Annotated in this window: 21 protein-coding genes; 15 read left to right on the top strand and 6 right to left on the bottom strand. The window is 70.5% G+C overall.

Annotated features, from left to right (window positions below):
* Positions 1-11 precede the first annotated feature (11 nt).
* The gene (locus tag AB5J56_RS32095; protein WP_369237673.1) at positions 12-320 is read right to left on the bottom strand and encodes a hypothetical protein; all 309 of its coding nucleotides are present in this window, start codon (positions 318-320) and stop codon (positions 12-14) included.
* Between the two features lie 316 nt (positions 321-636).
* Between AB5J56_RS32095 and AB5J56_RS32090 the strand changes: the two genes are divergently transcribed.
* Together AB5J56_RS32090 and AB5J56_RS32085 are read left to right on the top strand one after the other, a co-directional pair.
* Positions 637-996 (top strand): arsenate reductase family protein, encoded by a 360-nt coding sequence (locus AB5J56_RS32090; RefSeq protein ID WP_369237671.1) that lies wholly within the window; start codon positions 637-639, stop codon positions 994-996.
* 168 nt (positions 997-1,164) lie between these two features.
* On the top strand, positions 1,165-1,860 hold the full coding sequence (locus AB5J56_RS32085; protein WP_369237669.1) for a hypothetical protein: 696 nt from the start codon (positions 1,165-1,167) through the stop codon (positions 1,858-1,860).
* A gap of 18 nt (positions 1,861-1,878) precedes the next feature.
* On the opposite strand, the gene AB5J56_RS32080 is transcribed toward AB5J56_RS32085, so the two are convergent.
* Positions 1,879-2,742, bottom strand: coding sequence for an alpha/beta fold hydrolase (locus AB5J56_RS32080; RefSeq protein ID WP_369237667.1), 864 nt, complete (start codon positions 2,740-2,742; stop codon positions 1,879-1,881).
* A 68-nt stretch (positions 2,743-2,810) separates the two neighbouring features.
* On the opposite strand from AB5J56_RS32080, the gene AB5J56_RS32075 reads away from it, so the two are divergent.
* The 8 genes from AB5J56_RS32075 to AB5J56_RS32040 all read left to right on the top strand — a co-directional run bounded on the left by AB5J56_RS32075 (position 2,811) and on the right by AB5J56_RS32040 (position 11,822).
* On the top strand, positions 2,811-3,281 hold the full coding sequence (locus tag AB5J56_RS32075; RefSeq protein WP_369237665.1) for a MarR family transcriptional regulator: 471 nt from the start codon (positions 2,811-2,813) through the stop codon (positions 3,279-3,281).
* A 308-nt stretch (positions 3,282-3,589) separates the two neighbouring features.
* Positions 3,590-4,618: a glutamine synthetase gene (gene glnII / locus AB5J56_RS32070; protein WP_369237663.1), complete on the top strand. Its 1,029-nt coding sequence runs from the start codon at positions 3,590-3,592 to the stop codon at positions 4,616-4,618.
* Positions 4,619-4,722: 104 nt separating this feature from the next.
* Positions 4,723-5,646 (top strand): hypothetical protein, encoded by a 924-nt coding sequence (locus AB5J56_RS32065; RefSeq protein WP_369237661.1) that lies wholly within the window; start codon positions 4,723-4,725, stop codon positions 5,644-5,646.
* Positions 5,647-5,978: 332 nt separating this feature from the next.
* The gene (locus AB5J56_RS32060; RefSeq protein WP_369237659.1) at positions 5,979-6,569 is read left to right on the top strand and encodes a winged helix-turn-helix domain-containing protein; all 591 of its coding nucleotides are present in this window, start codon (positions 5,979-5,981) and stop codon (positions 6,567-6,569) included.
* An 81-nt stretch (positions 6,570-6,650) separates the two neighbouring features.
* The gene (locus tag AB5J56_RS32055) at positions 6,651-7,640 is read left to right on the top strand and encodes an SDR family oxidoreductase (RefSeq protein ID WP_369237657.1); all 990 of its coding nucleotides are present in this window, start codon (positions 6,651-6,653) and stop codon (positions 7,638-7,640) included.
* 507 nt (positions 7,641-8,147) lie between these two features.
* The gene (locus AB5J56_RS32050) at positions 8,148-9,404 is read left to right on the top strand and encodes a sensor histidine kinase (RefSeq protein WP_369237655.1); all 1,257 of its coding nucleotides are present in this window, start codon (positions 8,148-8,150) and stop codon (positions 9,402-9,404) included.
* The gene (locus AB5J56_RS32045; RefSeq protein WP_369237653.1) at positions 9,389-10,045 is read left to right on the top strand and encodes a response regulator; all 657 of its coding nucleotides are present in this window, start codon (positions 9,389-9,391) and stop codon (positions 10,043-10,045) included. Before AB5J56_RS32050 ends, AB5J56_RS32045 begins: the two co-directional genes overlap by 16 nt.
* A 211-nt stretch (positions 10,046-10,256) precedes the next feature.
* Complete coding sequence (locus AB5J56_RS32040) at positions 10,257-11,822, top strand: DUF1996 domain-containing protein (RefSeq protein ID WP_369237651.1); 1,566 nt, start codon at positions 10,257-10,259, stop codon at positions 11,820-11,822.
* Between the two features lie 139 nt (positions 11,823-11,961).
* Here the strand turns inward: AB5J56_RS32040 and AB5J56_RS32035 are convergent, their stop codons facing one another.
* Positions 11,962-12,447 carry a hypothetical protein gene (locus AB5J56_RS32035; protein ID WP_369237649.1) on the bottom strand — a complete coding sequence of 162 codons (486 nt, stop codon included), beginning with the start codon at positions 12,445-12,447 and terminating at the stop codon, positions 11,962-11,964.
* A 125-nt stretch (positions 12,448-12,572) separates the two neighbouring features.
* Between AB5J56_RS32035 and AB5J56_RS32030 the strand changes: the two genes are divergently transcribed.
* The 5 genes from AB5J56_RS32030 (at position 12,573) to AB5J56_RS32010 (ending at position 17,955) form a co-directional block, all read left to right on the top strand.
* Entirely contained in the window at positions 12,573-13,094 is a 522-nt protein-coding gene (locus tag AB5J56_RS32030; protein WP_369242930.1) for a tetratricopeptide repeat protein, read from the top strand.
* A gap of 59 nt (positions 13,095-13,153) precedes the next feature.
* Positions 13,154-15,088: a hypothetical protein gene (locus tag AB5J56_RS32025; protein ID WP_369237647.1), complete on the top strand. Its 1,935-nt coding sequence runs from the start codon at positions 13,154-13,156 to the stop codon at positions 15,086-15,088.
* 100 nt (positions 15,089-15,188) lie between these two features.
* The gene (locus tag AB5J56_RS32020; protein ID WP_369237645.1) at positions 15,189-16,103 is read left to right on the top strand and encodes a metal-dependent hydrolase; all 915 of its coding nucleotides are present in this window, start codon (positions 15,189-15,191) and stop codon (positions 16,101-16,103) included.
* Positions 16,103-17,197 carry a 2Fe-2S iron-sulfur cluster-binding protein gene (locus AB5J56_RS32015; protein WP_369237643.1) on the top strand — a complete coding sequence of 365 codons (1,095 nt, stop codon included), beginning with the start codon at positions 16,103-16,105 and terminating at the stop codon, positions 17,195-17,197. Before AB5J56_RS32020 ends, AB5J56_RS32015 begins: the two co-directional genes overlap by 1 nt.
* Positions 17,198-17,253: 56 nt before the next feature.
* A complete protein-coding gene (locus tag AB5J56_RS32010) occupies positions 17,254-17,955 on the top strand; it encodes a TetR/AcrR family transcriptional regulator (RefSeq protein WP_369237641.1) in 702 nt (233 codons plus the stop codon).
* Between the two features lie 18 nt (positions 17,956-17,973).
* Here AB5J56_RS32010 and AB5J56_RS32005 read toward each other — a convergent pair whose 3' ends face one another.
* The 3 genes from AB5J56_RS32005 to pulA form a co-directional block, all read right to left on the bottom strand.
* Entirely contained in the window at positions 17,974-18,327 is a 354-nt protein-coding gene (locus AB5J56_RS32005; protein WP_369237639.1) for a 5-carboxymethyl-2-hydroxymuconate Delta-isomerase, read from the bottom strand.
* Positions 18,328-18,370: 43 nt separating this feature from the next.
* Entirely contained in the window at positions 18,371-20,065 is a 1,695-nt protein-coding gene (locus AB5J56_RS32000; protein ID WP_369237637.1) for a SpoIIE family protein phosphatase, read from the bottom strand.
* 73 nt (positions 20,066-20,138) lie between these two features.
* The gene (pulA, locus tag AB5J56_RS31995; RefSeq protein ID WP_369237635.1) at positions 20,139-25,550 is read right to left on the bottom strand and encodes a pullulanase-type alpha-1,6-glucosidase; all 5,412 of its coding nucleotides are present in this window, start codon (positions 25,548-25,550) and stop codon (positions 20,139-20,141) included.
* Positions 25,551-25,725: the final 175 nt, after the last annotated feature.

Genomic DNA, 25,725 nt, shown 5'->3' with positions numbered 1-25,725 from the left:
GCACCGATGCGTCAACGCGAGTACCGCATCAGCGCCCGCACCATGTGGCACGTGGTGTCCGACGGCGGATGGACACCGATGAGCTCGGCGGCGCTGCGTATCGTCTCGTTGCGGGCCTGATGGGGCACGTACACCCCGGAATCAAGCAGAGCGATGGCGAGGCGCATCGCCTTCAAGCGCCGGTTGTGCGTGACGTACCACTCGCGGGGACGCCCCGGCGGCAGCGGACGCTTCTCCACCGGGTCGTACGGCAGGTCCAGCAGGACCGCCCTCTTGGACGTGGACTGGGTGGGCAGCGGCTTCAGTGCGGCAGCGGGCACAGGCATCCTCCTGTCGCGGTCAGGGCACCGTCCGGACCTCCCGGCGACACCCTCGAACACTGCTTCCAGTTTACTGGCTGCCACTGACATTCACAGAGCCCGCCGAGGCCACGAAACTTCCTGGTGAGCAGGGAGATTGACACCCTGTCACACCAGTTCCGGGAGATGCGCGTGAGGCGGCGACGGAATCGAACAGAGGCGGCGGGCGAGCCCGGCGGGACCGGCGTTCCCACGCCTCGGCGCGCACGAGCGGCAAGTCCGAGCGGCCGCGGCCGTGACACGGGCAGGAAGGGGTGGCTCGCGTACCGTGGGCGGCATGGAGATCTGGATCAATCCGGCCTGTTCGAAGTGCCGGAGCGCCATCAGCCTGCTGGATGCGGAAGGCGCCGAGTACACGGTGCGCCGGTACCTGGAGGACGTGCCGAGCGAGGCCGAGATTCGGGAAGTACTGGAGCGGCTCGGGCTTGAGCCGTGGGACATCACCCGGACCCAGGAAGCCGTCGCCAAGGAGCTCGGGCTCAAGGAGTGGGCGCGGGACGCCGGTTCGCGCGAGCGGTGGGTGCGGGCACTGGCCGAGCACCCGAAGCTGATCCAGCGGCCGATCATCACCGCGGAGGACGGTACGGCGGTCGTGGCCCGCACGGAGGACGCCGTACGGGATGCCATGTCCCGATAGACGGGGAAATCGGTCGCCCACCATCCCGGTGATCATCAACTCCCGTGTGACCTACGTTACTTGAGCGACCCCTGCAACTCCTGAGTAACTCCGTTCGGTATCTCGTACATAGCGGCGTACAGAACGCGTCCGGCCGCCAACGGTGGCGGCCGGGGACAGGAGGCGCGCATGTCGCGTAGGAGAACTCTCGGTCCCAAGAAGAAGCTCGCGCTGCTGGTCAGTGCCGCGGCGGTGGCCGGTGGTGGTGCGTTCGCCATGGCGGCCACCTCGAATGCGGCACCGGTCACGAAGAGCGCGCAGGATTCGAACGTCTGCCTGGGGCTGGCCACCGCGCTCGGCAACAACCAGAAGTTCATCGACGGCCAGCGGGCCACGCCCGACGCCCAGTCACCGGCGCGGATCGCCAACCGCGAGGCGGTCATCGCCCAGATCAAGGTGCAGCAGAAGGCGTCCGGGTGCGCGGTTGGGGAGTCGGCTCAGGACTCCCAGGCCACGCAGCCCGCGACGACGGCACCTGCACAGACGGCGCCCGCACAGACGGCTCCGGCACAGACCGCTCCCGCGAACAACGGAATCGGCAAGGGCAACACCGGTGGCGGTGGCGGTGCCGCGAGCGGTCAGCAGGTGTGTGCCGGGTCGACCGTCACCCTCTCCGGCGAGGGCGGCGCCCCGGCCGCGTCCAGCAACCAGTTCCCCAAGGGGACGAAGCTGCGGGTCACCAACCTGGACAACAACAAGTCCACCACGGTCGAGGTCACCTCGACCTCCGGAAGCTGCGCCCTGCTCAACAACGCGGCCTTCGAGCAGGTCCGGGAACCCGGCAAGTTCCTGATCCGCCGGGCCCTGATCCAGAAGGTGGGGTGACGCTCACCGGGCCGGCGCTCACCGGGCCAGAAAGTCCGCCACGCGGCGGTTGAGGCCGGGCGGCACGGTGTGCGGCAGTGAGTGGTGGGAGGCGTCCGGCAGGATGTCGATCTCTGCTCGCGGCAGCATCCCGGCCGCCCGGGCCGCCACGCGACGGGAGTCATGGGTCCTGCTGTTTCCGGCCAGGAGCAGCAGGACCGGCACGTCGAGGGTGCGCAGCGCGTCGGGCGCCGGTCGCGGACCGGTCACCGGCTTCACGGTAGGAAAGCCGGCGGCCGCCTCCTGGAGCCGGAGCCAGTCGGGGTCCAGGGGTACTCCCCCGGTCTCCCACTCCAGGAAGGCGCGGACCCGTCCGGACGAGGGCCGCAGCAGCACCGGCAGGGCCCGCATCAGGTACGCCGTCTTGAATCCGGCGAAGCATCCGGTCGGATCGAGGAGGAACAGGCGGCGTACCCGGGCGGGTGCGCGCAGTGCGTAGTGGAGCGCGATCCAGCCGCCGTACGAGTGCCCGCCCACGTCGACAGCGCCGACACCGAGGCCGTCGAGCAGCGCGTCCAGCCACGCCGTCAGGTCGGCCACCGTACGGAGGGGGTGGTCGGCGGACGGGATGCTCCGGCCCGGGCGGCCGATCAGGTCGACGGCGTGGACGCGGTGCGTGCGGGCGAGGTCGGTGGCCTGCGCGGACCAGGAGGCCGAGGTCCCGCCGTCGCCGCCGGGCAGGAGCAGGAGCGGGGGCCCGTCGTGCGGACCGCACACATTCACGTGCGTCGCGCCGAACGGGGTCGGGACCGTCACCGCCTCCCGGTCCGCGGGCCACCCGGCCATGACCTTGTCGTACGCCGTCCGGAAGCCCGCCATGTCGTACGTCCCGCTCACGCTCATGGACCCTCCCTTTCTATTATCTCGTTCAGCGAGATACTCGATGGACGAGACAATAGAGGAGACCGGGGATGCCTGACCAGGAACCGCAGCAGGAAGCGCGGATGGAGATCGTCCATCTGCTGCGCGCGGCGGCCGTCGAACTCGGTCTGCACAGCGCCCGGTTCGCACAGCTCAACGGCATGCACCCCACCGACGTACGGGCTCTGATCGCGCTCATGGACGCCGCCCGGGACGGCACGGAGATGACGGCCGGGCGGCTCGGCTCGCTCCTCGGGATCAACTCGGCCGGGACCACGGCGCTGGTCGACCGGCTGGAGCGGCTCGGGCATGTGCGGCGCGTACGGGACGAGCGGGACCGGCGACGGGTGCTCGTCGAGGTCGACGAGCGGGCGGTCGCGCTGGGGTGGGACTTCTTCGGGCCGCTGATCGGCCGGTCCCTGGAACTGCTCCAGGGGTACGACGAGCGGGAGCTGGCGGCGGTGCGCGGCTTCCTGACGGGCGTACGGGAGGCCGCGGCCTCCGGCGGCGCGGGCGAATGAGCCGCTCCTGACCCGTGCCGGTCCGCCCAACCCCATCGCATACGAGCGGACGTGCGCGGACGCGGGCCGACGCGCCGCCCAGGGCTCTGCAACTGCGAACGGGTTCTTCGCACAGCGCGAACACGGCGGCGCACGCTCTCAGTGAGTGAGCCGCAGCACACGGGCACCACGTAACGCGGGGTTCACATTCGAGCAATGACCGGGAAATCGCCTGTTGGCAGGCTGCGGGCAACCCCGGCGGCGCCCCAGTGCCGCAGCGCCGCAGCACCCGCAAGTGCGCCTAGACCCACCCCCGAAGGATGTGGCCCGTGACCTTCAAGGCTGAGTACATCTGGATCGACGGCACCGAGCCGACGGCCAAGCTCCGTTCGAAGACGAAGATACTGGCCGACGACGCCAAGGGTGCCGACCTGCCGATCTGGGGCTTCGACGGGTCCTCCACGAACCAGGCCGAGGGTCACGCTTCCGACCGCGTACTCAAGCCCGTCGCCGTCTACCCGGACCCGATCCGCGGCGGCGACGACGTCCTCGTCATGTGCGAGGTCCTCAACATCGACATGACGCCGCACGAGTCCAACACGCGTGCCGCGCTGGCCGAGGTCGAGGAGAGGTTCGGCGCCCAGGAGCCGATCTTCGGCATCGAGCAGGAGTACACCTTCTTCAAGGGCGCGCGCCCGCTCGGCTTCCCCGAGGGCGGCTTCCCGGCCGCACAGGGCGGCTACTACTGCGGCGTCGGCTCGGACGAGATCTTCGGCCGTGACGTCGTCGAGGCGCACCTGGAGAACTGTCTCAAGGCGGGTCTGGGCATCTCCGGCATCAACGCCGAGGTCATGCCCGGCCAGTGGGAGTTCCAGGTCGGCCCGCTCTCTCCGCTGGAGGTCTCCGACCAGCTGTGGGTCGCGCGCTGGCTGCTGTACCGCACCGCCGAGGACTTCGGCGTCTCCGCGACGCTGGACCCGAAGCCGGTGAAGGGCGACTGGAACGGCGCGGGCGCGCACACCAACTTCTCCACGAAGGCGATGCGCGAGGGCTACGACGCGATCATCACCGCGTGCGAGTCGCTCGGCGAGGGCTCCAAGCCCATGGACCACGTCAAGAACTACGGCGCCGGCATCGACGACCGCCTGACGGGCCTGCACGAGACCGCCCCGTGGAACGAGTACTCGTACGGCGTCTCCAACCGCGGCGCCTCGGTCCGTATCCCGTGGCAGGTCGAGAAGGACGGCAAGGGCTACATCGAGGACCGCCGCCCGAACGCCAACGTCGACCCGTACGTCGTGACGCGGCTGATCGTCGACACCTGCTGCGCCGCGCTGGAGAAGGCCGGCCAGGTCTGATTCATCCTGCTGTGAGAGAGGGCGTCCACCGTCGCGGTGGGCGCCCTCTCGCGTTGCCGGTGGGCGCCCCTCGCGTTGTCAGTGGGGCATGCCAGTCTTGATCCATGGACAACGACGACGCCCTCGCCATCAAGGTCAAGACGGAGAACTGGCAGACGCACGCGCGGATTTCGGCGCGGGCGCTGCGGGAGCTGGTGCACCGGATCGGCGGTGAGGGCGACCGCTATCTGGTCGTGCAGCGGATACCGGACATCCCGGATGTCTTCGTCCAGGTGTGGCACGAGAGCGGCGGCGCCGGTGACTACCGCCTGGAGTACCGGGACAGTCGTGAGCTGTTCTTCGGGACCGATCTCGATGACTCCGGCCGGGTCGCGGACGCCCTGGTGGGCTGGGTGCGCAAGGAGGACGGCTGGGACGCCGGGATCGACTGGGAGGTGCTCGACACCGCCCGGGAAGAGGTCCCCGAGCTGCCCGACGACGTGCGGGAGGAACTCGAGGAGCAGGTACGGCAGTGGGTGCGCTCCGGCTACGACACCCGCGCGGAACTGGCCGAGGCCGCCGAGGACTTTCTCGTCGACGGTGATGTGCGCCCCGTGTCCAGGCCGCAGGCCCGGCAACTCGTGGACCGGCTGTGGCTGGAGCGCGTCGCCGAGCAGGAGACCTGGACGGGGACCACCGACCCCGAGCGGCTCACCCGCGCCTTCACCGCCCTGGACGCCCAGGGCATCACCGCGCGCGAGCACTTCACCTGCTGCCGCGGCTGCGGGACGTCCGAGATAGGCGGTGAGCGCGAGGGCGCCCGCGGGTTCGTCTTCTTCCACCGGCAGAGCACCGAGGGCGCCGCCTCCGGGCACGGACTGTCGTTGTACTACGGCGGGTTCGACGGATCCTCGGAGACCACGACGGCTGTCGGGCACGAGGTCGTCGCCGCCCTCGGCGCGGCCGGACTGTCCACGGAGTGGGACGGCTCCCCGGACAAGGCCATCGACGTCACACCGCTGACATGGCGGAAACGGCTGGTCGGGTAGGGGTGCCCAGCGCCATTTTCCGGCCGAGGAAGCGTCCGACCAGTGAGAGGACCCTCCTGCGCGGCTCCGGATTCTGCTTCAATGGGCCCATGGCCAGCTTCCAGAACCGCACCGCGACGGGTCGCCATGACCTCGAGCCGTTCTGGCCTTCCCGTCAGCACCACGACTTCGACCGGGTGTGTTGTCGCGCGATGAACGCGCCGGCCCTCTAAAGCCGTACACCCCACGGCCTTCGGCCCGCGCGCACGACGTACGTCCTCGACGACCCCGACCACGAACTCGCGGTCGTCGGCCTTCCCGACGAACTCCTCGCGCGAAAGAGCTGACCTCTCATGGCGAACACCCGTTCCTTCTCGTCCGTCGCGACTGCTCCCGCCCCCGCTGCCCCGGCCACCTCCGGACGCCATCGACTGCGTGCCGTGGACCGGGACGAGGTCGTGGACGTCGCCGACTTCCTTCCGCCGGGCGCCACCTGGCTGCCCGCGCCCCCGCACACCCTGCCCGTGCTGCCGGGCCGGCCGCCGATGATCGGCTACCTGGTGCTCGTACCGGCCGACCAGCAGCCTCTGCTGCCGACCGCCGTGCCCGACCAGCCCGAGACGGCGAAGCCGTCGCAGGAAGCCGGCGACGACGCACTCGTGCACATCGACACCGTGCGGCGCACCGCCCGGGTCGACGGTCAGCCGCTCGACCTCACCTACCTGGAGTTCGAGCTCCTCGCGCACCTCGTCGCGAACCCGCACCGGGTGCACACCCGGGACCAGCTGGTCACCACGGTGTGGGGTTACGGGCACGTGGGCGACGGACGGACCGTGGACGTCCATGTCGCGCGGCTGCGGCGCAAGCTCGGGGCGCAGCACCGGCAGGCGATCCAGACGGTGCGGCGGGTCGGCTACAAGTACGCACCGCCGACCGGCCGCTGACCGTCCCGCCGCCGCGGGCGGCGGATCGCCTGTCAGCAGAACTCCGTTCCGTGCGGCCCGGCGTCCGGGCAGAGTCGGCGTATGAGACTTCTGATGCTGGGCGGTACGGGATTCGTGGGGCGTGTCGTCGTGGAGACGGCCGTCGCCCGGGGCTGGGACGTGACCGTCTTCCACCGCGGGCGGCACGAACCTCCGGCGGGCGTACGGTCGTTGCTCGGCGACCGCACCACGCCGGACGGGCTCGGGGCGCTCGCCGACGGTGAGTGGGATGTCGTCGTCGACACCTGGTCGGCGGCGCCGCGAGCCGTGCGGGACACGGCGCGGCTGCTGAGCGGCCGGGTCTCGCGCTATGTGTACGTGTCGAGCTGCTCGGTGTACGCGTGGCCGGCGGCCGCCGGGTACACCGAGGACGCTCCTCTCGTGGAGGGGGCGTCCGCGGACGCGGAGCAGACCGACTACGCGCGCGACAAGCGGGGCGGCGAGCTGGCGGTCCTCGACGCCTTCGGCTCCGAGCGTTCGCTGATCGCCCGGGCCGGGCTGATCCTCGGACCGCACGAGGACATCGGGCGGCTGCCGTGGTGGCTGAACCGGATCGCGCGCGGCGGCCCGGTGCTGGCGCCCGGGCCGCGCGATCTTCCCCTCCAGTACGTCGACGTCCGCGACCTCGCCGAGTGGATCCTCGGGGCGGTGGAGAGGGAGTTGAGCGGGCCGTACAACCTGATCAGCCCTTCGGGGCATACGACGATGGGGGAGCTCCTCGACGCATGCGTCGAGGCCACCGGGGCGGAGGCCGAGCTGCGGTGGACGGAGCCTTCGGTGGTGCTGGATGCGGGGATCCAGGCCTGGGTGCAGTTGCCGGTGTGGCTGCCGCCGGGGGCCGACCACGATGCGATGCATCGGGCGGATGTGTCCTGGGCCCTCGGGGCGGGGCTCCGGTGCCGTGCTGTGTCGGAGACGGTTGCTGATACCTGGGCCTGGCTTCGGGGGCTCAGCGGGGGTGCGCCGCGGCGGTCGGACCGGCCGGTGGTGGGACTCGACCCTGCGGTCGAGGCGAAGCTCTTGGGGCTGTGAGCCGCGGCTGCCCCCTGGCTGTTGGGCCCCCGGGGTGGGTGGGCAAACCCCGGGCGCCCTCTTCTTCCTTCGCACCCGGCGGTGGTGCTGGCCGGGGGTGGGTCGCGCAGCCCGGCGCTTACGGGGCGCCGCTGCGCCCACCCGTGCCGCCCCTAGCGGCACGATTGCCCGCAGCTTGAGCGGCTACGCCAGCCACCCGGCGCCACGCGAACCCCCACGCACCCGCAGTCGCCCACCGGCGGAAGGGGCCGTGCCGGTACGTCTCTGCCCGTCGCGTAGCAGACCGCCCGCCAAGTCCCGCCGTATGCAACCCCCGGGCAGTACGCCCACGCGGCGACGGGCAAGACGTACCGGCACCGCCCCGACCCGCCCACCGCACCCCACTGCGAACGGCGCCCGCGCCAGAGAACGGCGGACACGCCAGCAAAAGGGGCCTACCACCACCCCCACCCGGGTGCCCACCCCCGTGACCCCACCCCCCGGTTCCGTGAGACTGGGGACATGGAGATGACGTGGGACAGATGGCGGAGTGCGGGACTGGCCGGAGGGCGGGGACTCGCGGTCGCCATCGTGGGGCTGGCCGGGTCCATCACGCTGTTCGTGTCGGCTGTCGTGTCCATCGTGCTCGTCCCCCTGGGCATCGGCATCGTCACCACCCCCTGGGTGCTGACCGGCGTGCGCGGCTTCGCGAACTGGCGGCGAGCCGTCGCCGCGGAGTGGTACGGGGTGCGGATCCCGTCCGCGTACCGCCCGATGCCGAACGGCGCCAACCCCTGGACCCGCTGCTTTCACATGCTCGGCGACCACGCGACCTGGCGAGACCTCGGCTGGCTGCCGATCGACATGACCGCGGGATTCGTCACCGCGCTGCTCCCCGCCGCCCTCCTCTGCTACCCCCTGGAGGGCTTCGCCCTGGCGCTCGGCCTGTGGCGGGTCTTCACGGACGGCACCCACGTCGGCTGGTGGTACGGCTTCGTGCCCATCTCGGGGCAGGGCTCGGCGCTCCTCGCGGGTGCCCTCGGCGCCGTACTCCTCGTCGCCTCCTACTACCTCACCCCGCACCTCCTGCGCCTCCACTTCCTCCTCACCCGCGCCGTCCTCGCCCCGGGCCAGGGCGAACTGGCCGAGCGCGTCCGGGTACTGACGGAGACCCGGCGCGACGCGGTGGACACCTCCGCGGCCGAACTGCGCCGCATCGAGCGGGACTTGCACGACGGCGCGCAGGCGCGGCTCGTGGCGATGGGCATGGACCTGGGGACGATCGAGGCGCTGTTGGAGAAGAATCCCGCGAAGGCGAAGGAACTCCTCGTCCGGGCCCGGGAGTCGTCCGCCGAGGCGCTCACCGAGCTGCGGGACCTGGTGCGCGGCATCCACCCGCCGGTGCTCGCGGAGCGCGGACTCGGCGACGCCGTACGGGCGTTGGCGCTACGACTGCCGCTGCCGAGCGAGGTGAGTGTGGACTTTCCGGAGGGTCGCGCGGACGCCCCCGTCGAGTCCGCGGCGTACTTCGCCGTGAGCGAGCTGCTCACCAACGCCGTGAAGCACTCCGGCGCCGACCGCCTCTGGGTGGACCTGCACCACGCGGACGGCAGGCTGCGGATCACGGTCACCGACAACGGCGGAGGAGGCGCTCGCGTCGGCGCGGGGTCCGGGCTGACCGGGGTGGAGCGGCGACTGGGTACATTCGACGGCGTACTGGCCGTCAGCAGCCCCGCGGGCGGTCCCACCATGGTCACCATGGAGATCCCTTGCGCGTTGTCCTAGCCGAAGACCTCTTCCTGCTGCGCGACGGCCTGGTGCGGATGCTCGAAGCGTACGACTTCGAGATCGCGGCAGCCGTGGAGAGCGGACCCGAGCTCACCCGGGCGCTCGCCGAGCACGCGCCGGACGTCGCCGTCGTCGACGTACGGCTGCCGCCCTCGCACACCGACGAGGGGCTGCAGTGCGCGTTGCAGGCCCGCCGGGACAGACCGGGGCTGCCGGTGCTGGTGCTGTCGCAGCACGTGGAGCAGTTGTACGCACGGGAGTTGCTCGCGGACGGTGCGGGCGGAGTGGGCTATCTGCTCAAGGACCGGGTGTTCGACGCGGAGCAGTTCATCGACGCCGTACGGCGGGTCGCGGCGGGCGGCACGGCGATGGACCCGCAGGTGATCCAGCAGCTGCTGTCGCGCCGCTCCACCACCGACCAGCCGCTGAGCCGGATCACTCCGCGCGAGCTGGAGGTGCTCGAACTGATGGCGCAGGGCCGCTCGAACGCGGCGATCGCGGCCCAACTGGTGGTCACGGAACGGGCGATCGCGAAGCACACGTCCAACATCTTCGCGAAGCTGGGCCTGGAGGTCTCGGACGACGACAACCGACGGGTGCTGGCGGTGCTGGCCTATTTGGACCAGGGCAGCCACTGAATTTCAGTCAAAAGTCGCCGATAAACCTTCCGCGGGAGATCAACTCCCGGGAAAACGCGGGCTTCTGGGCCCATTGTGCCGGAATTGACCACAGGAACTTCCAAGTTTTTCGAGGGCCTCTGAACGCCTCACGCGCCCCCTGCGTATGGAACGGAGCCGCTTCACTCCTGTCGGGCGCCTCGATGCCCCGCAAGGAAGTCAGAGGAGTTCCATGGGACGCAACACACGCAAACGCCGTTCATCAATGGCCAACAAGGCCATCGCCGCGTCGGCGGCACTAGCACTCGGCGGGGGCGGGCTGATCTGGGCGAATTTCTATGCTTCGGCGCACGAGGAGAACTCGACGCAGAACAGCACCAAGGCCGCCGCCGCTCAGGTTGCCACGATCACCTGCCCGGACGTCGGTCAGCAGCTGACCAGCGTGCCGAACGGGGCGAAGGCGAACGTCGACACCGAACTGGCGACTCTCGACAAGCAGATCACCGAGGCGTACGCCCGGCTGGCCTCGTCGCGTCAGGCGCAGGCCAATGACGCGGGCTTCGTCCAGAACGCCATCCTCGGCCCGCTGAAGGACAAGCGGACCGCGGTGATCGGCCGGATCAAGATCGACTTCAACCGTGTCGGCGCCACCGCCCCGGGCGCGATCGACGGTCTCGCCGCCTGTACCGGGACCACCGCCGACCAGGCCCAGACCAACGCCGGAGGCGGCCAGAACAACCAGAACGGCCAGAACGGCCAGAACAACAACGGCGGAGCGACCGCGGCTCCGAGCGCGACGGCCACGGCCGGCAACGGCGGGCAGCAGGGCGGCCAGCAAGGCGGCAACGGCGGCCAGCAGACCGGAAACGGCGGGCAGGCCGGAAACGGTCCCGTCGCCGCCGACTTCGTGGACATCACGAAGGTCCAGGCGAATGTCCCCCAGAAGGCCCGGACCCAGGCCGGTGGTTCGGCCGGCACGTTCACGAGTTCCTGCGGTGTGAACGCCAACAAGAAGTTCAACACCGACAACGTGATCGTGGCGCCCGGTGTCACCAACGGCGCGCACCACCTGCACGACTACGTCGGCAACCAGTCGAACGACGCCTTCGCCAACAACAACACGTTCGCCGCGGCCCAGACCAGCTGCTCGAACCAGGGCGACAAGTCGTCGTACTACTGGCCGGTCGTGCGTATCCAGAACGGTACGCAGGACTTCGACCAGAACAACGACGGCGGTGGCAAGGAAGGCAACGTCGGCAAGATCCAGCAGGTCAAGCAGGCGCAGATCAAGTTCGTCGGCAACGCGAAGAGCAAGGTCGTCGCGATGCCGAAGTTCCTGCGGATCATCACCGGTGACGCGAAGACCACGACCAACGGCCTCGCGAACGCCAACGCCCACTGGAGCTGCACCGGCTTCGAGAACAAGGTGCAGCTGACGACGCAGTACCCGATCTGCCCCCAGGGCAGCAGCGTGGTGCGCTCGTTCAAGTTCCAGAGCTGCTGGGACGGGCAGAACATCGACAGCGCGAACCACCGTACGCACGTGGCATTCGCCGACGCCCAGGGCAACTGCGCCAATGGCTTCAAGGCCATTCCGCAGCTGACCATGCGCCTGGTGTACAACGTGCCGGCCCCGACCATCCAGAACGGGCAGCTCAAGAACGCCTACGCGGTGGACGGTTTCCCGGAGCAGCTGCACAAGGCCGCGACCGACCACGACGACTTCATCAACGTCTTCGACGTGAACACGATGAACAAGGTGGTCAACTGCATCAACAACGGCCAGCGTTGCAGGTGACGCTCTGAGAGGACCGGCGGACACATGAGAAGGCCGGCGGTGGAATTCCACCGCCGGCCTTCTTCTCTGCCGAGTACTCGCCCGGTCCGGCCGATCCCGCCGGTCCGGCCCGGGCGAGTACTCCCCCGATCCTGCGCGGTCAGCCGGTGTGGTGACCGGAGTGCGCGGTCTCGTCTCCCCCACCACCACTGCTCCCCGAGTGGTGCGAGGCCCCCTCCTCGACGGTCCCGCCGAGCTGGCCGCGCAGCGTGCCGACCGTCTTGGCGTCGCCGACGGCGACCCACTTGGCGCCGACGAGGTACGACCCGCCGTAGTCCTTGGCCGCGTTGAGCCACTCCCGCTGGCCGCGGTCGGTGGCGAAGGTGGCGAGGATGAACTTGCCGCCGCCCACCTTGCAGACGCCCTGCCGGATCTCGTCGGCGTCCGTCTGGATGTCCGGCTTGCACTTCGCCTCGGCGGCCAGTTCCTCCAGGCTGCCGGTCGCCGTCGCCGGGACCTCGGCCGCGGCGTTCTTGCTGTCCGCGTGGCCGCTGTGGCCCCCGTTGTCGCCCGACCCGCCGCAGCCGGTCAGCGCCAGCAGGGCCACGGCGGCCCCGGCCGCGAGCTTCTCGCGCGTCAACCTCATACGTTCCTCCGGTACCTGTCGGCGGCCATGCCACCGAGAGCCCCCGACAGGGGCCCCTCCTTCGATACGGCTGCCACGCGCCCCGCGCTCAATCGCCCGCAAACCCGATACCGCCACGGGTACACCTGTGCGAGAGTGGGCCGGTGATCACGAATAACTGGGAAGAGCGCATCGAGGCCGCCTGGGCCACCTACGACGACTACACCGAGGAGACCGGGGCGGACTTCCGCGCGGTGATCGACGCGCTCGTCGCCGAGCTGCCCGCCGACAGCCCCTTCGGGCCGTTCGAGCAGGCCTGCGCCTGGGACTCCACGGGCCACTCGGACAAGGCCGTGCCGCTGTACCGGGAGGCGCTGGCGCGCGGGCTGAGCGGGTACAAGGGCCGCCGCGCCAAGATCCAGCTCTCCAGCTCGCTGCGGAACATCGGGCAGCCGGAGGAGGGCGTCAAGCTCCTCACACCCGAACTCGACGGCCCCTCCGACGAGTTGGACGACGCCGTACGCGGCTGCCTGGCGCTGTGCCTGTCCAGCCTCGGCCGCGACCGCGAGGGCCTCTCCCTCGTCCTCGGCGCCCTCGCCCCCCATCTGCCGCGCTACCAGCGGTCGATGGCGAACTACGCGCGCCTGCTCGTGGAGCCGGAGGCGTAACGCCCGGGGCACCGGCGCGGGGCAGGTGACCATCCAACGATTCGCTCGTTTTGCTGAACGTGCAGTCACAGGATGTCGCCCCGCGCCCCGCACCCACCTCCTCCGGACCGGTCGTCGACGTCGAGCAGGCCGAGGCCGCTCTCGTCGAGCACTACCCGCGGCTCGTCCGGCTCGCCTATCTGGTGCTGCCCCCGAGCCTCGGCCGCAACCGCCGGGTGCTGACCGCGCACGCGCTCACCCAGCGCGCGCTGCCCCGCGCCCGTACCTCCGGCGATGCGTCGGTCATCCCCGCCCAGCAGACCGGCGGCGGCCGCGACGGCGATCCGGGCTATGCCTTCGTACGCCTCCAAGTGGTGCGTACGGCGTTGGAGGCGGGGCTGCCGCTGCGTCGCAAGGCGTGGCCCAAGCGCTCCCAGCTGCCCCCGCTGCTCCCCCAGGTGTGGGGCCTGCGGCTCTTCCCGCGCTCCGGCGGCGCCGACGAACTCGCCCTGGACCAGCGGCTGTCCGCGCTGACCGGGCCCGCCCGCGCCGCCTATGTGCTGCGCGGCCTGGAGAAGCTGACCGACGCGGACGTACGGAAGGTGCTGACGGCGGCGGGCGCCGCGGACCCCGGGGCGGCGCTCGCGGAGGCCGGCGGCCTGGAGCGGCAGGACGACCTGCTCAACTCGCCCGAGTTCGACCCCTGTTCACTGCACGCCCGGCCCACCGACCTGATGCGCCGCAGGCAGCACCTGAAGGCCGCGCTGGCCGCCGCGTGCGCGGTGACCGTGTGCGGGGCACTGCTCGGGCTGCCGGGTGACGGCTGGGGGCGGGACGGCGCCGCCGCCCCCTCGTACGCGCAGAACCCGGCGGCCGAAGCCGCCCTGAATCCCGGGCAGTTGACCCTCGTGCCCGCGACGGCATGGCAGTCGTCGGCACGCACCGACTTCTCCGTGTGGCCCGCGCGCGGCAACCTCGTCAAGGACAGGGAGCTGCTGCGGCGCGCGCTCGCCGTGTGGGCGCGGCCCGGCGAGTCCGTGCAGGTCTCCGCGACCCCCGGCACCCCGGCCGGCGCCCCGCCCGGACCGCCCCAGCTGCTGTACGCGGGGGATGTCGACCAGGCCCGTGTGGTGCTGCTCTACGACGGCCTGCGCATCGCGCGGTACGCGGAGCCGAAGGACGGCACGAGCGGGGCGGCGCTCGACTTCGCACGTGTCGACGGGGCGACCGGGTCCGAGGCGAACGCGGTGGTCCTCGACCGGTCCGACGGCAACGTCCGCTATCTGACGGCCCCCTGGGTGAAGAAGGCGGCCGAGCGGGACCTGCTGAAGCCGTCGTCCGGCGCGATGGACCTCGACCTCTCCGGCCAGGGCGTGACCGCCCCGCTGGCCAGCCCGGCCCAGGCGACCGGCGCCTGCACGTCCTGGAACGTGCTCCAGCTGACGGACACCTCGGGCACCCGTCTGATGGCCGACCTCGGCGAGCTGACCCCGGCGCACCTCACCACCGGCCGGCCCTCGGCGCCGCACGAGGCGTCCGGCTCGGAGGCGCTGCGCGCCTGGTCTCCGTTCGCCTGCTCCCTCGGCGAGGTGCGCTCGCAGGGCGTACGGTCCGTGAACGCCTGGGAGTACGCGAGCCAGCCACTGCCCGACGCGAGCGGGAGCGCCGGGTGGGTGTGCACGCGCGCCGAGACCTGGCGGGGCGGGGGCACGCGGGTGCTGGCTCAGTTCCACACGCCGGGCGGGAAGTACGGGGCGGTCGCGGCGAAGGGCGAGAACTCCACGGCGTGCGGCCCGCGCGATCCGCATGTGCTGGCGGGCGTGCTCTGGAAGTCCGGGGCGGGCACCTGGTACCTGCTTGCCGCGGGCAGCAAGGACACGTCCGCGATCACCGCGACGGGCGGGGTGACCGGCTCGGCACACGGCTCCGTGCTCGCCGTCCGCACGAAGCAGGGGGCCCAGGCCGAACTGAAGGGGACGCTGAAGGACGGCCGGGGAATCACCGGTCTGCGGTAGGGCCCGCCGAGTCGGCCGACGGGCGCACTAGCTGACAGTCGCGTCAACAAGTCCCCGCACGGGGGTTTCCCCGGGCACTACCCGTCAGTACATTGACGCCATGTCTAACACGCAGGCGCGGCTGCCCCAGCCGGTCGACTCCGAGCGGATACCGCTCAAGGCGCGGAAGGTGTCCTTCTCCTGGGAGGACACCCCGTTGCACTGGGTGCCGGGCGATCCCTTCACCACGCACACCATCAACGTGCTGCATCTGCTGCTGCCCGCCGGTGAGCGCTGGTTCGTGCATGTCTACAAGCAGGTGCTGCCGTACATCCGGGACGAGCGGCTGCGCGAGGACGTCATCGGGTTCATCGGCCAGGAGGCCATGCACTCGCAGGCGCACGACGAGGTGCTGCCGCACCTCAAGGAGCTCGGGCTCGACCCGGCGCCGTACACCGCGCAGGTCGACTGGTTCTTCGAGAAGCTGCTCGGCGACCGCACCCTGCCGCCGGGCCGGGCCCGCAAGTGGTGGCTGATGGAGCGGGTCGCCGTCATCGCGGCCATCGAGCACTACACCGCCTTCCTCGGCAACTGGGTGCTGAACGCGGAGGAGCTGGACCAGCGGGGTGCCGACCCGACCATGCTGGACCTGCTGCGCTGGCACGGAGCGGAGGAGGTCGAGCACCGGTCCGTCGCCTTCGAGCTGTTCATGCACGTCGACGGCAGCTACCGGCGGCGGGCGCGGACCTGGGCGACCGCGTTCACCGCGTTGGTGTTCCTGTGGCAGCGCGGGACGCGGTTCTTCATGGAGAACGACCCGACGCTCGCGGCCGGCAAGGCCTCCTTCAAGGACCTGTATCTGAGCGGGAAGCGGGGCACGCTGCCCACCACCGGCGACATGCTGAGGTCCATCCCTCGCTATCTCAGCCGGGACTACCACCCCTCCCAGGAGGGCTCCACCGAGCAGGCCGTCGCCTACCTGGCATCCTCCCCCGCCGCGACGGCCGCGCTCGCCGCCGAGAAAGGAGCCGCGTGATGCCCCGCCTGCGCACCGTCGTCGCCGTCACCGGCACCGTCCTGCTCGTACGGCGGGCGATGCGCCGCCGGATCGCGGCCTCCCCGCTGTGGCCGCTGCCCGCCCTGGAGAACCCGACCTCCGGCCGGCCGCGCTCCCGGGCACTGCGGCTGCTGATCACCCAGCACGAGAAGGTGGCCGACGGCGTCGTACAACTGCGCCTGGAGGGGCGGGACCTGCCCCGCTGGGAGCCGGGGGCGCATCTCGACCTGATGCTGCCGTCGGGACTCGTACGGCAGTACTCGCTGTGCGGCGATCCGGAGGACACCTCGTCGTACACGGTCGCGACCCGGCTCGTGGCCGAGTCCGAGGGTGGGCGCGGCGGTTCGCGCGAGGTGCACGAGCAGCTCCGGGAGGGCCTGGAGGTCGAGGTGCGCGGGCCGCGCAACCGCTTCCCGCTCGCGCCCGCGCCGTCGTACGTCTTCGTGGCGGGCGGCATCGGCATCACGCCCGTCCTCGCCATGATCCGGAGTCTCCAACAGGGGGTGGAGTGGCGGCTGCTGTACGGCGGCCGGACGCGCGCCTCGATGCCGTTCCTGGAGGAGATCGAGAAGCTGGACCGGATGGGGGTCCCCCCGGGCGAGCGAAGCCGAGCCTGGGGGAGGGTCACCGTCGTCGCGCAGGACGAGGACGGGCTGCCGGACCTGGACGCGCTGTTCACGGATACCCCGGACGGCGCCGCGGTCTATTGCTGCGGCCCCGAGGGCCTGATGGACGCGGTCGCGGCCCGTCTCCCGGACGGTGCGACGCTGCACCTGGAGCGCTTCAGCCCCCGCACCTCGACCGAGGGCAACGGCTCCTTCGAGGTCGAACTGCGGCGCAGCGGACGCACGGTGGCCGTGCCCGCAGACTCCACCGTGCTCGCCGCCGTACGCGCCGAACTGCCCGACACGGCGTACTCCTGCGAGCAGGGATTCTGCGGCACCTGCCAACAGCGGGTCCTGGAAGGGGAGATCGAGCACCGGGACGAGCTGCTGACGGATGCGGAGCGTAGCGACTCGATGCTGATCTGTGTTTCGCGGGCACTTGGTGAGCGAATCGTGTTGGACATGTGAACGACCTTGGGCGGACCGGTCCGTTCCGCGCCGGTTCCGATCGGTAAGGTGTTCGCATGACAACCGGGGTACGCCGCAGGATGGGTGTCGAGGAGCGACGGCAGCAGTTGATCGGTGTCGCTCTCGAACTGTTCAGCCGACGCTCGCCCGACGAGGTCTCCATCGACGAGATAGCCTCGGCCGCGGGCATCTCGCGCCCGCTGGTCTACCACTACTTTCCCGGCAAACTCAGCCTGTACGAGGCGGCGTTGCAGCGCGCGTCCGACGATCTCGCGAGCCGGTTCGTGGAGGCGGAGGACGGGCCGCTGGGAGCGCGGCTGCTGCGCGTGATGCGCCGGTTCTTCGACTTCGTGGACGACCACGGGCCCGGCTTCTCGGCGCTGATGCGCGGCGGCCCCGCCGTGGGCTCCTCGACGACGAACGCGCTCGTCGACGGGGTGCGGCAGGCCGCGTACCTCCAGATCCTGTCGCATCTGAAGGTCGAGAACCCGCCCGCCCGCCTGGAGTTGGTGATCCGCTCGTGGATCTCGCTCGTCGAGTCGACGGCGCTGATCTGGCTGGACGGGCGCCGCATCCCGCGCGGCGAGCTGGAGGTGCAGCTCGTGCACGACTTCGCGGCGCTCGCGGCGGTCAGTGCCGCCTACGACGACGAACTGGCCGGGCTGCTGCGCACCGTCCTGAAGGACGAGTCACCGGAAGGGCCCTTCAGCGACCTGGCGGTGCGCCTGATCACCCTGGCGTCGCCGCCGTCCGCGTAGGCCTCGGGGACGTAAGACCTACTCCTCGAACTTCCGGTAGGACGGGTCGAGGTCGCGGACCTCGGCGGACGCGTGCAGCCTGACGCCGTCCTGAACCTCGACGTACTTGCGCAGCAGATCCAGTACGGCTTCGGTGAGCTCCGCCTTGGTCTCGGCACTCCGCCCGGCCAGCAGGGCGAGCGAGACGTTCACGATGGCGTGCCCCTCCGCCTCCGCTCCCACCACTTCGTCCTCGGTCCGCAGGAACCGGCTCTTGCACGCTTCGAGCTTCGCGGCCGCCGTCTCGACCACCACCGTGTGCAGCTCGCGCGCGAACCCGTTCCAGTCGACCCCGTCAAGATACGGGGAGTGTTCAACGGTGATCTGCGGCATGGGGCACTCCTGTTCCAAGGACATCTTTCGGGTGACGTCCCGATCACCCTAGCCGCAGCGCCAGCAGCGCGATGTCGTCCTCCCTGTCGTGGCCGAAGCAGTCGAGCAGGGTGTCGCACAGGGCGGTCGCGCCGGGCGGGGCCGCGGCGGCGGCGGCGCGCAGGGTCTCCATGGAGTCGGCGAGGTCCGTGCCACGGGTCTCGATGAGGCCGTCGGTGACCATGAGGAGCCGGTCCCTGGGGCCGAGGACGAACTCGACGGGCGGCGGGCGGTCCAGACCCAGCCCCAGCAGCGGCCCGGAGACCTTGGCGTACTCGGCGGTGTACTTCCCCGGGCTCGCGGCGCCGCCCTCCCCTGGATACCCCTCCTCGCGGACGATCAGCGGCGGGATGTGCCCCGCGTTGGCGATCCGCGTGAGCCCGGAGTCCGGGTCGACCAGAGCCAGGCAGACGGTGGCGGTGACGTCGGGGTGGTAGGTCCCCAGCATCCGGTCCAGCCGCCGGGCCAGCACGGCCGGGCCCGGGGTCTCGATGCAGTACGCGCGCAGTGCGTGCCGGATCTCCACCATGACGGTGGCCGCGTCCAGCGAGTGCCCGACGACGTCGCCGACCGCGGCGAGCACTCCTTCGGGGGTCCTCAGGGCCGCGTAGAAGTCGCCGCCGATCTCCGTCTGCCGGGACGCCGGGACATAGCGGACGACGACGTCGACCCCCGGGATGTCGGGCAACTTCTGTGGCAGGAAGCTGTGTTGGAGGGTCAGGGCGACATGCCGTTCCACCTGGTACATGAGCAGGGGCTCCGCGGCCAGTGCGGTGGCCTGGGCGAGCCGGGCCACCAGGATGTCGGTCTCCGGCGTCCGGTCGTACGCGCCGCGTACCGGGGTGGCGAGGCAGACGCCCGCCGTGCCGCACGGTGTCCGGGTCAGCACCAGGCGGGCGTCGTCGGGTGCGCCGGGAGTGAAGAAGCCGGCGGGCCACTGCGGAAAGGGCACGACGGTGCCGCGTACCCCGGCCCCCGCGACGGTCCGCCGGATGAGCCCGGTCACCGCCTCGTGCGCGCCGAGGTCCGGCAGGGAGGACCGGACGCGGCTGCGGGACAGGCCGCGATACAGCGCTCCGTCCTCGCCGAGCACGAAGACGGCGGCGGGCGTGCCGGTGAGCCGCGCGGTGCCCTCGGCGGCCGCGTCGGCGAGTTCCTCCAGGCAGCGCGCCGTCTGGACGGCGACGATCGCCTCGGACAGCAGCGTCAGGCGCCGTATCCGTGTCTCGGCTCCCGAGCGGATCCGGGCGGCGCGCACCGCCGCGCGGACCACCGCCTGGATCTCCTCGGGTTCGGCGGGCACCGACAGATAGGCCTCGCCGCCCGCGTCCAGGCCGAGGCAGCGGTAGCCGGGGCCGCCCGAGGCGGCGGAGAAGTGCACGACGGGCAGGGCGGCCATGGGTGGCTGCGCCTTCAGCCTGCGGCAGAGTTCGAAACCGTTCATGTCCGGCAGGCCCACGTCGACCAGCGCCACGTCGGGCAGGTCGCCCGCCCGCAGCCGTACGTCGAGTTCGACGAGCGCCTCGCTCGCGCTGCCGACGGGGACGACACTGTGCCCGGCGCGCCGCAGTACGGCGCCCAGTGCGTAACGGTTGGCCGGTACGTCGTCGACGACGAGCACGGTGGAGTCGGCGCCGTCGCCGTTTCTGATGCGGGCGCCGTCGATTCCGTACGTCGCGTACGTGCCGTTGCCGTCCATGGGAGCTGTCCCTCGGACACGAGTGGTGGGGCAGACCCCCGATTCCCGGTCTGCCCCACCAAATTAGCCCTGCCTACCGGGCTGCGCGCCGGAAAACGGCCACGGTCCGCCCCGGAACGGCGAAGGTGCCCGAATCCGATGCATAGGACGAGGATTTGACGGTAGAGTCCGCGCCCGCGGCCTGCACGGGATGCAGCGCGTACGCCGTCCCTGCCAGGGCGTCCACCGTCTGCCGCTGCTTGTCGGGTGTCGCGTTGAAGACGACGACGAGGTCGCCGAGCTCCATCGTGATCACTCCCGGTGTCTCATTCCTGCCGGACAGCGGGAAGGACAGCTTCGACTGGACCTGGTCGGCCGTGGAGAGCGAGAAGACACTCTCGGTCGTACGGATCCGCTGCAGGTCCTGGTACGCGGCCGAGGTGCCCTCGATCTGGTCACAGCCGACCTTGACCGAGGTCAACAGGGGCTTGGCGTAGGGCCACTTGGAGGCGTTGTCGGCCGCCGGGGGCAGTCCGCGGCCGAAGCCGTTGCCGTCCCGGCAGTCCCAGTGGACGGCGTTGAACCAGTCGCCGCTGTCGAACGAGTTGCGGTCCAGTGACTTGGAGCGCAGCAGGTCCGAGCCGGCCTGCGAGAGGGACGGCCCCTGCGAGAGGGTGGCCGTCGCCATCGCGAGGACCTGCATCCGGGCCCGGTCGTTCGCGCTCGTCGCCGCGGGCAGCTTGTAGGTGAGCGCGTCGTACAGGGACTCGTTGTCGTGCGCGTCGGCGTAGGCGAGGGCGTCGCCGGGCGCGTCCGCGTATCCGGCGGGCTGGCCGTTGTAGTCGATCTCGGAGCCCTTGACGTCCTTTCCGTCGGTGTCGGTGAAGCGGTAGGCGGCGAGGTTGCCGGACAGGCCGACCTTGATGAGGTCCTGGTAGTGCAGCAGCCGGGCCTTCTGCTCGGCCGAAGTGCCGTTGGCGGTCGAAGAGTTGGGGTCGGTGTAGAGGCCGGACGCGAAGCCCTGGGCCCCGGGGTCGCTGTCGAACGGGCTTCCGCCGCGGACGGCGTCACGGGCCCGGTCGGAGAAGGTCGCGATGCCCGTTCCGGCCATGTTCTTCTGGGTGGCCTGCACGAAGCGGGCGTCGTCGGCGACCTCGCCGAAGTTCCAGCCCTCGCCGTACAGGATGATCTTCTTGCCGTCGACGCCGTCCTTGGCGAGGGTGAGCGCGTCGAGGGCCTTGCGCACGGCGAGGATGTTGGCCTTGGGGTGGTGGCCCATGAGGTCGAAGCGGAAGCCGTCGACCTTGTACTCCCTGGCCCAGGTGACGATCGAGTCCACGACGAGCTTGCCCATCATGGCGTTCTCGGTCGCGGTGTTCGCGCAGCACGTGGAGTTGGCGACGCTGCCGTCCGCGAGGAGGCGCTGGTAGTAGCCGGGGACGACCTTGTCGAGCACCGAGGTGTCGGCCTGGCCGCTGGCGGCGGTGTGGTTGTAGACCACGTCCATGACGACCCGCAGGCCGTCCCCGTTGAGGGACTTGACCATCTTGCGGAACTCGACGGTGCGCCCGGTGCCGTCCGGGTCGGTCGCGTACGAACCCTCGGGGACCGTGTAGTGGTACGGGTCGTAGCCCCAGTTGTAGGCGTCCTTCGCGGCGGTCTTCGCCACGCACTCCTGCTGCTTGTCGGAGTCGGCGGCGTACGAGGCGAGGTCGCAGTCGGTGCTCGACTGCTCGGACTTCTTCTCGGGGATGGTGGCGATGTCGAACGCGGGCAGCAGGTGCACGTACGAGGTGCCCGACTCGGCGAGCTCGCGCAGGTGCTTGGAGCCGTCGCTGTCCTGATCGGTGAAGGCCAGGTAGGTGCCCTTCTCCTTCGCGGGGACCGTCTTGTCCTCGACCGAGAAGTCCCGGACGTGCAGCTCCTGGATCTGGGCGTCCTTCAGCGCCACGGCCTTCGGCTTCTTCAGGCCCGACCAGCCGCTCGGAGCAAGGGACTTGTCGTCGAGGTCGACCACGAGGCTGCGCTCGGAGTCCGCGGTCAGGGCGACCGAGTAGGGGTCGGTGACCTTGTTGGTGACGACCTTGCGCACGGACGGCGCCCACACCTTGACGACGTACCGGTAGGGCTTGCCCTTCCAGGACTTGGACCCGGCGACGGACCAGACGCCCGTGGCGTCGTCGCGCTTCATCGCGACGGTGGACCCGTCGAGATCCAGCGAGACCTTCTGCGCGGTGGGCGCCCAGACAGCCAGCGTGGGGCGGCCGTCCCGGAAGGTCGGACCGAGGTCCGCCTTCGTCGCGTCGTACAGATCGTCGAGTACGCCGGCGATCTGCACGCCCGTCGCCGCCAGCACGGCGCCGTTCGCGGCCCGTTGGGAGGCGACGAGCTGCCCGTTCAACGCCTCGCGCACCCGGCCCTGGTCGCGCGGGTCGACGGACCAGGCGGTGTACGCCTTCAGATGCGGGAACTTGGCCTTCTGCGCGTCGGTGAGAGCGGTCCTGCTCAGCCGCAGCCAGCGCTCGTCGTCGCTGGTGAGCGCGCCGTCCTTCACGGTGATCGAGCCGCCCTGGGAGTACAGCAGCTGGGTGGAGGCGGCGGCGTCGGAGCCGTTCCAGGCGACCGTGTTCCGGTCGATCCAGACGGCCTTGGAGGTGGTCAGGTCGAGCGCGGCGGCGCTGCCCGCGGGCTGCGGGAGCAGGTACTTCTCCTGTCCGCCCAGCAGCCACACCTCATGGTCGTTCGCCGTGAGGTCGAGCGACTGGTCGGTGGGCAGGTCCTTCTCGTCGCCCTTGTGGAGGATGTAGCTGAGGCTGGTGGCACCGTCGGTGAGCGGCACCTCGTAGACCGCGCCATAGGCGTCGGTCTTCACCGGCTCCAGGGGCTTGGACCATTCCGTGGGGCTCGCGGCACCCGTCCAGACGTGCAGTCCCCAGCCGTCGTAGTCGCCGTCGGCGCGGTGGTAGTGCAGGACCGCCTTGGTCTTGTCCTGCGCCGGGTAGTCGGGCTTCTCGGTGAGGACGGTGTCCTTGCCCTGCTCGACCCAGACCTCGCCGGTCTTGGTCACATCGATCGTGCGATCGGTGGCGACGTCCTTGTTGCCGTCCTTGTCGATCACCAGGAAGCCGACGCTGGAGGCTCCCGGCTTCAACTTGACGTAGGCGAAGGCCCCGTAGGCGTCACGGCCGACGAAGTCATGGCCCGCGGGCCAGGTCGTCGACTCTCCGTCGGCGAGGTCGCCCCAGGCGTACAGCCGCCAGTCGGTGTAGTCGCCGTCGGTGCGCTTGTAGTGGACGACCGCGTAGTCGCGCGAGGAGGCGGTGGGGACCTCGGCGGCCGGCGGGGTGCCGGTCGTCGAGGTCGCCGTCGCGCTGGAGGTACGTCCCGCCGAGTCGACCACAACTGCCTTGTACCGCAGGGCCGTTCCGGCCGCCACGTCCTTGCCGATGGTCTGGGTGACCTTGTACGGGGCGTGGTCGGCGGAGCCGAGCGTCCGCCACTTGCCGTCACCGACCTGGGCGGCGAAGACGACGCGGTTGAGCTGTCCGCCGGCCACGTCGGCGCTCAGCTCGACGGTGCCGGTGGCGCCGGCGTCGGGGGCCTTGAGGGTCAGCGAAGGCTTCGTGGCGGGTGCGCCGAGCCTGCCCGCGGCCTTGAGGACGACGGCGGATCCGGCGGGCACGGTGACGGTGACCTTCTTGTCGGCGTCACTCACCGCCGTGGACGAAGTGCCGTAGATCCCACGGAACTTCATATCCGCCGAGCCGGTCGCGAAGGTGGCCGTCTTCGACTCGCCCGCGTTGTTGAAGGCGACGACGTACTCGGTGCCGGTCCTCGCGTCCGTGCGGGAGAAGGCGTAGACGCCGGAGCCGTCGGCCGCGTACCGCTGTGTCTGCACGCCGTCCGCGAGGGCCGGGTTGTCCTTGCGCAGTGCGGAGAGGGCGGCGATCTCCTTGTAGAGCGGCGCACTCGTGTCGTATGCGTCGCTCGCGTGCGTGCGGTCGGTGCCGATCTCGTCGTCGTCGAGATAGTCGGCCACCTTGGAGGCGAACATCGTCTGGCGGGCGTCCTTGTCGCCGCCGGCGCCGGTGAAGCCCTGCTCGTCGCCGTAGTAGACGACCGGGTTGCCGCGGCTCAGGAACATCAGCTCGCCTGCGAGCTTGTCCTTCTTCAGCAGTTCGGCATCCGTCGCCTTCGGGTTGTCCTGGTTCAGGAAGTACCCGAAGCGGCCCATGTCGTGGTTGCCGAGGAAGCTGACCTGCTCGTACGCGTTGGCCTTGTCGGTCGTGTACTTGTAGTCGTCGCCGAAGAGCGTGGCGAGCTTCTGGGCGCTGCCTCCCTGGGAGGCGTACTGGCGGGCCGCCTCCTGGAAGGGGAAGTCGAGCGTCGCGTCCAGGCGGCCCTGGGTGACGTACTGCGCGTCGATCGAGGTGTCGGCGGAGTAGACCTCACCGAACATGAAGAAGTTCTTGCGTCCCTGCTTGGCCGCATAGGCGTCGAGGGCGGTGGCCCACTGCGTCCAGAACTCCATGTTCACGTGCTTCGCGGTGTCGATCCGGAAGCCGTCGATGTCGTAGTCCCGGACCCACTTCTCGTAGATCTTCTCCATGCCCTGCACGACCTCGGGACGCTCGGTCCACAGGTCGTCGAGGCCGGAGAAGTCGCCGTACGTGGTGGACTCGCCGGCGTAGGTGGAGTCACCGCGGTTGTGGTACATCGTCGGGTCGTTGAGCCAGGACGGGACCTTGGCGTTCTTCTTCGCGGCGGCCACGGCGGGCGTGCGCGGGAAGGAGCCGGTGCCGACCGAGGGGAAGCCCTTGCCGCCCGCGGCGTAGTCGGCGTCGTCGAAGGGCTTCCCGTCCTTGGTCAGGTACGGGAAGGCGCCCTTGGAGAGGTAGTCGTAGGACTTCTCCTGGTAGTCGACGACGTCGGCCGTGTGGTTGGTGATGACGTCGAAGAAGACCTTCATGCCCTTGGCGTGGGCCTTGGAGATGAGCGTCTCCAGGTCCTTGTTGGTGCCGAAGTGCGGGTCGACCTTGGTGAAGTCGGTGATCCAGTAGCCGTGGTAGCCGGCCGAGGCGTCCTTGCCGGTGCCCTGCACGGGCTGGTTCTTGAAGATCGGCGCCATCCAGATGGAGGTGGTGCCGAGGCCCTTGATGTAGTCGAGCTTCTTCGTCAGGCCCTTGAGGTCGCCGCCCTGGTAGAAGCCCTTGTCGGTGGGGTCGTAGCCGGTCGCGAGGCGTGAACCGGTCAGGCCTCCCTCATCGTTGGACGTGTCGCCGTTGGCGAAGCGGTCCGGCATCACGAAGTAGAACTGCTCGCGGGTGTCGTCGTGCCGGGCGGGCTCGGCTGCGAGCTTCGCGTCCGAAGGGGGTGCGGGCGGGGTCTCTGCGCGTGCCGCCACGGGCTGGACGAACGCTGCCGTGAGGGCGGCCACGGCAATGACCGCGGCCCGTCTGCGCTGCGGGGTACGGCGCGCCCAGGGCGCCGGCCATCTCGGTATCACAGGGTGAACTCCTTGCGAATACGGCTCGATCGGGGCCTAGCCCAGGGCCGCAGTGCGGCAATGCTGCCGGGCGCCGGGCGCGACCGTATCGCTAACGAAAGGTTTACAGCAAGAGCCTTGCAACTCACAGCAAGAACTTTCAACGCCGACCTTGACGTGCCCTTCTCAACTCCCC

Source organism: Streptomyces sp. R21 (assembly GCF_041051975.1).
Lineage (GTDB): Bacteria > Actinomycetota > Actinomycetes > Streptomycetales > Streptomycetaceae > Streptomyces.
Note: the sequence above shows the minus strand (reverse complement) of the source record. Positions and strands in the feature narration are given on the sequence as shown.

Excerpts from the sequence above, each read along its gene's own strand:
- AB5J56_RS32090 (WP_369237671.1), top strand. The coding sequence starts at position 637 with ATGGAGATCTGGATCAATCCGGCCTGTTCGAAGTGCCGGAGCGCCATC.
- AB5J56_RS32085 (WP_369237669.1), top strand. The coding sequence starts at position 1,165 with ATGTCGCGTAGGAGAACTCTCGGTCCCAAGAAGAAGCTCGCGCTGCTG.
- AB5J56_RS32080 (WP_369237667.1), bottom strand. The coding sequence starts at position 2,742 with ATGAGCGTGAGCGGGACGTACGACATGGCGGGCTTCCGGACGGCGTAC.
- AB5J56_RS32075 (WP_369237665.1), top strand. The coding sequence starts at position 2,811 with ATGCCTGACCAGGAACCGCAGCAGGAAGCGCGGATGGAGATCGTCCAT.
- AB5J56_RS32065 (WP_369237661.1), top strand. The coding sequence starts at position 4,723 with ATGGACAACGACGACGCCCTCGCCATCAAGGTCAAGACGGAGAACTGG.
- AB5J56_RS32060 (WP_369237659.1), top strand. The coding sequence starts at position 5,979 with ATGGCGAACACCCGTTCCTTCTCGTCCGTCGCGACTGCTCCCGCCCCC.
- AB5J56_RS32055 (WP_369237657.1), top strand. The coding sequence starts at position 6,651 with ATGAGACTTCTGATGCTGGGCGGTACGGGATTCGTGGGGCGTGTCGTC.
- AB5J56_RS32050 (WP_369237655.1), top strand. The coding sequence starts at position 8,148 with ATGACGTGGGACAGATGGCGGAGTGCGGGACTGGCCGGAGGGCGGGGA.
- AB5J56_RS32040 (WP_369237651.1), top strand. The coding sequence starts at position 10,257 with ATGGGACGCAACACACGCAAACGCCGTTCATCAATGGCCAACAAGGCC.
- AB5J56_RS32035 (WP_369237649.1), bottom strand. The coding sequence starts at position 12,447 with ATGAGGTTGACGCGCGAGAAGCTCGCGGCCGGGGCCGCCGTGGCCCTG.
- AB5J56_RS32020 (WP_369237645.1), top strand. The coding sequence starts at position 15,189 with ATGTCTAACACGCAGGCGCGGCTGCCCCAGCCGGTCGACTCCGAGCGG.
- AB5J56_RS32015 (WP_369237643.1), top strand. The coding sequence starts at position 16,103 with ATGCCCCGCCTGCGCACCGTCGTCGCCGTCACCGGCACCGTCCTGCTC.
- AB5J56_RS32010 (WP_369237641.1), top strand. The coding sequence starts at position 17,254 with ATGACAACCGGGGTACGCCGCAGGATGGGTGTCGAGGAGCGACGGCAG.
- AB5J56_RS32005 (WP_369237639.1), bottom strand. The coding sequence starts at position 18,327 with ATGCCGCAGATCACCGTTGAACACTCCCCGTATCTTGACGGGGTCGAC.
- AB5J56_RS32000 (WP_369237637.1), bottom strand. The coding sequence starts at position 20,065 with ATGGACGGCAACGGCACGTACGCGACGTACGGAATCGACGGCGCCCGC.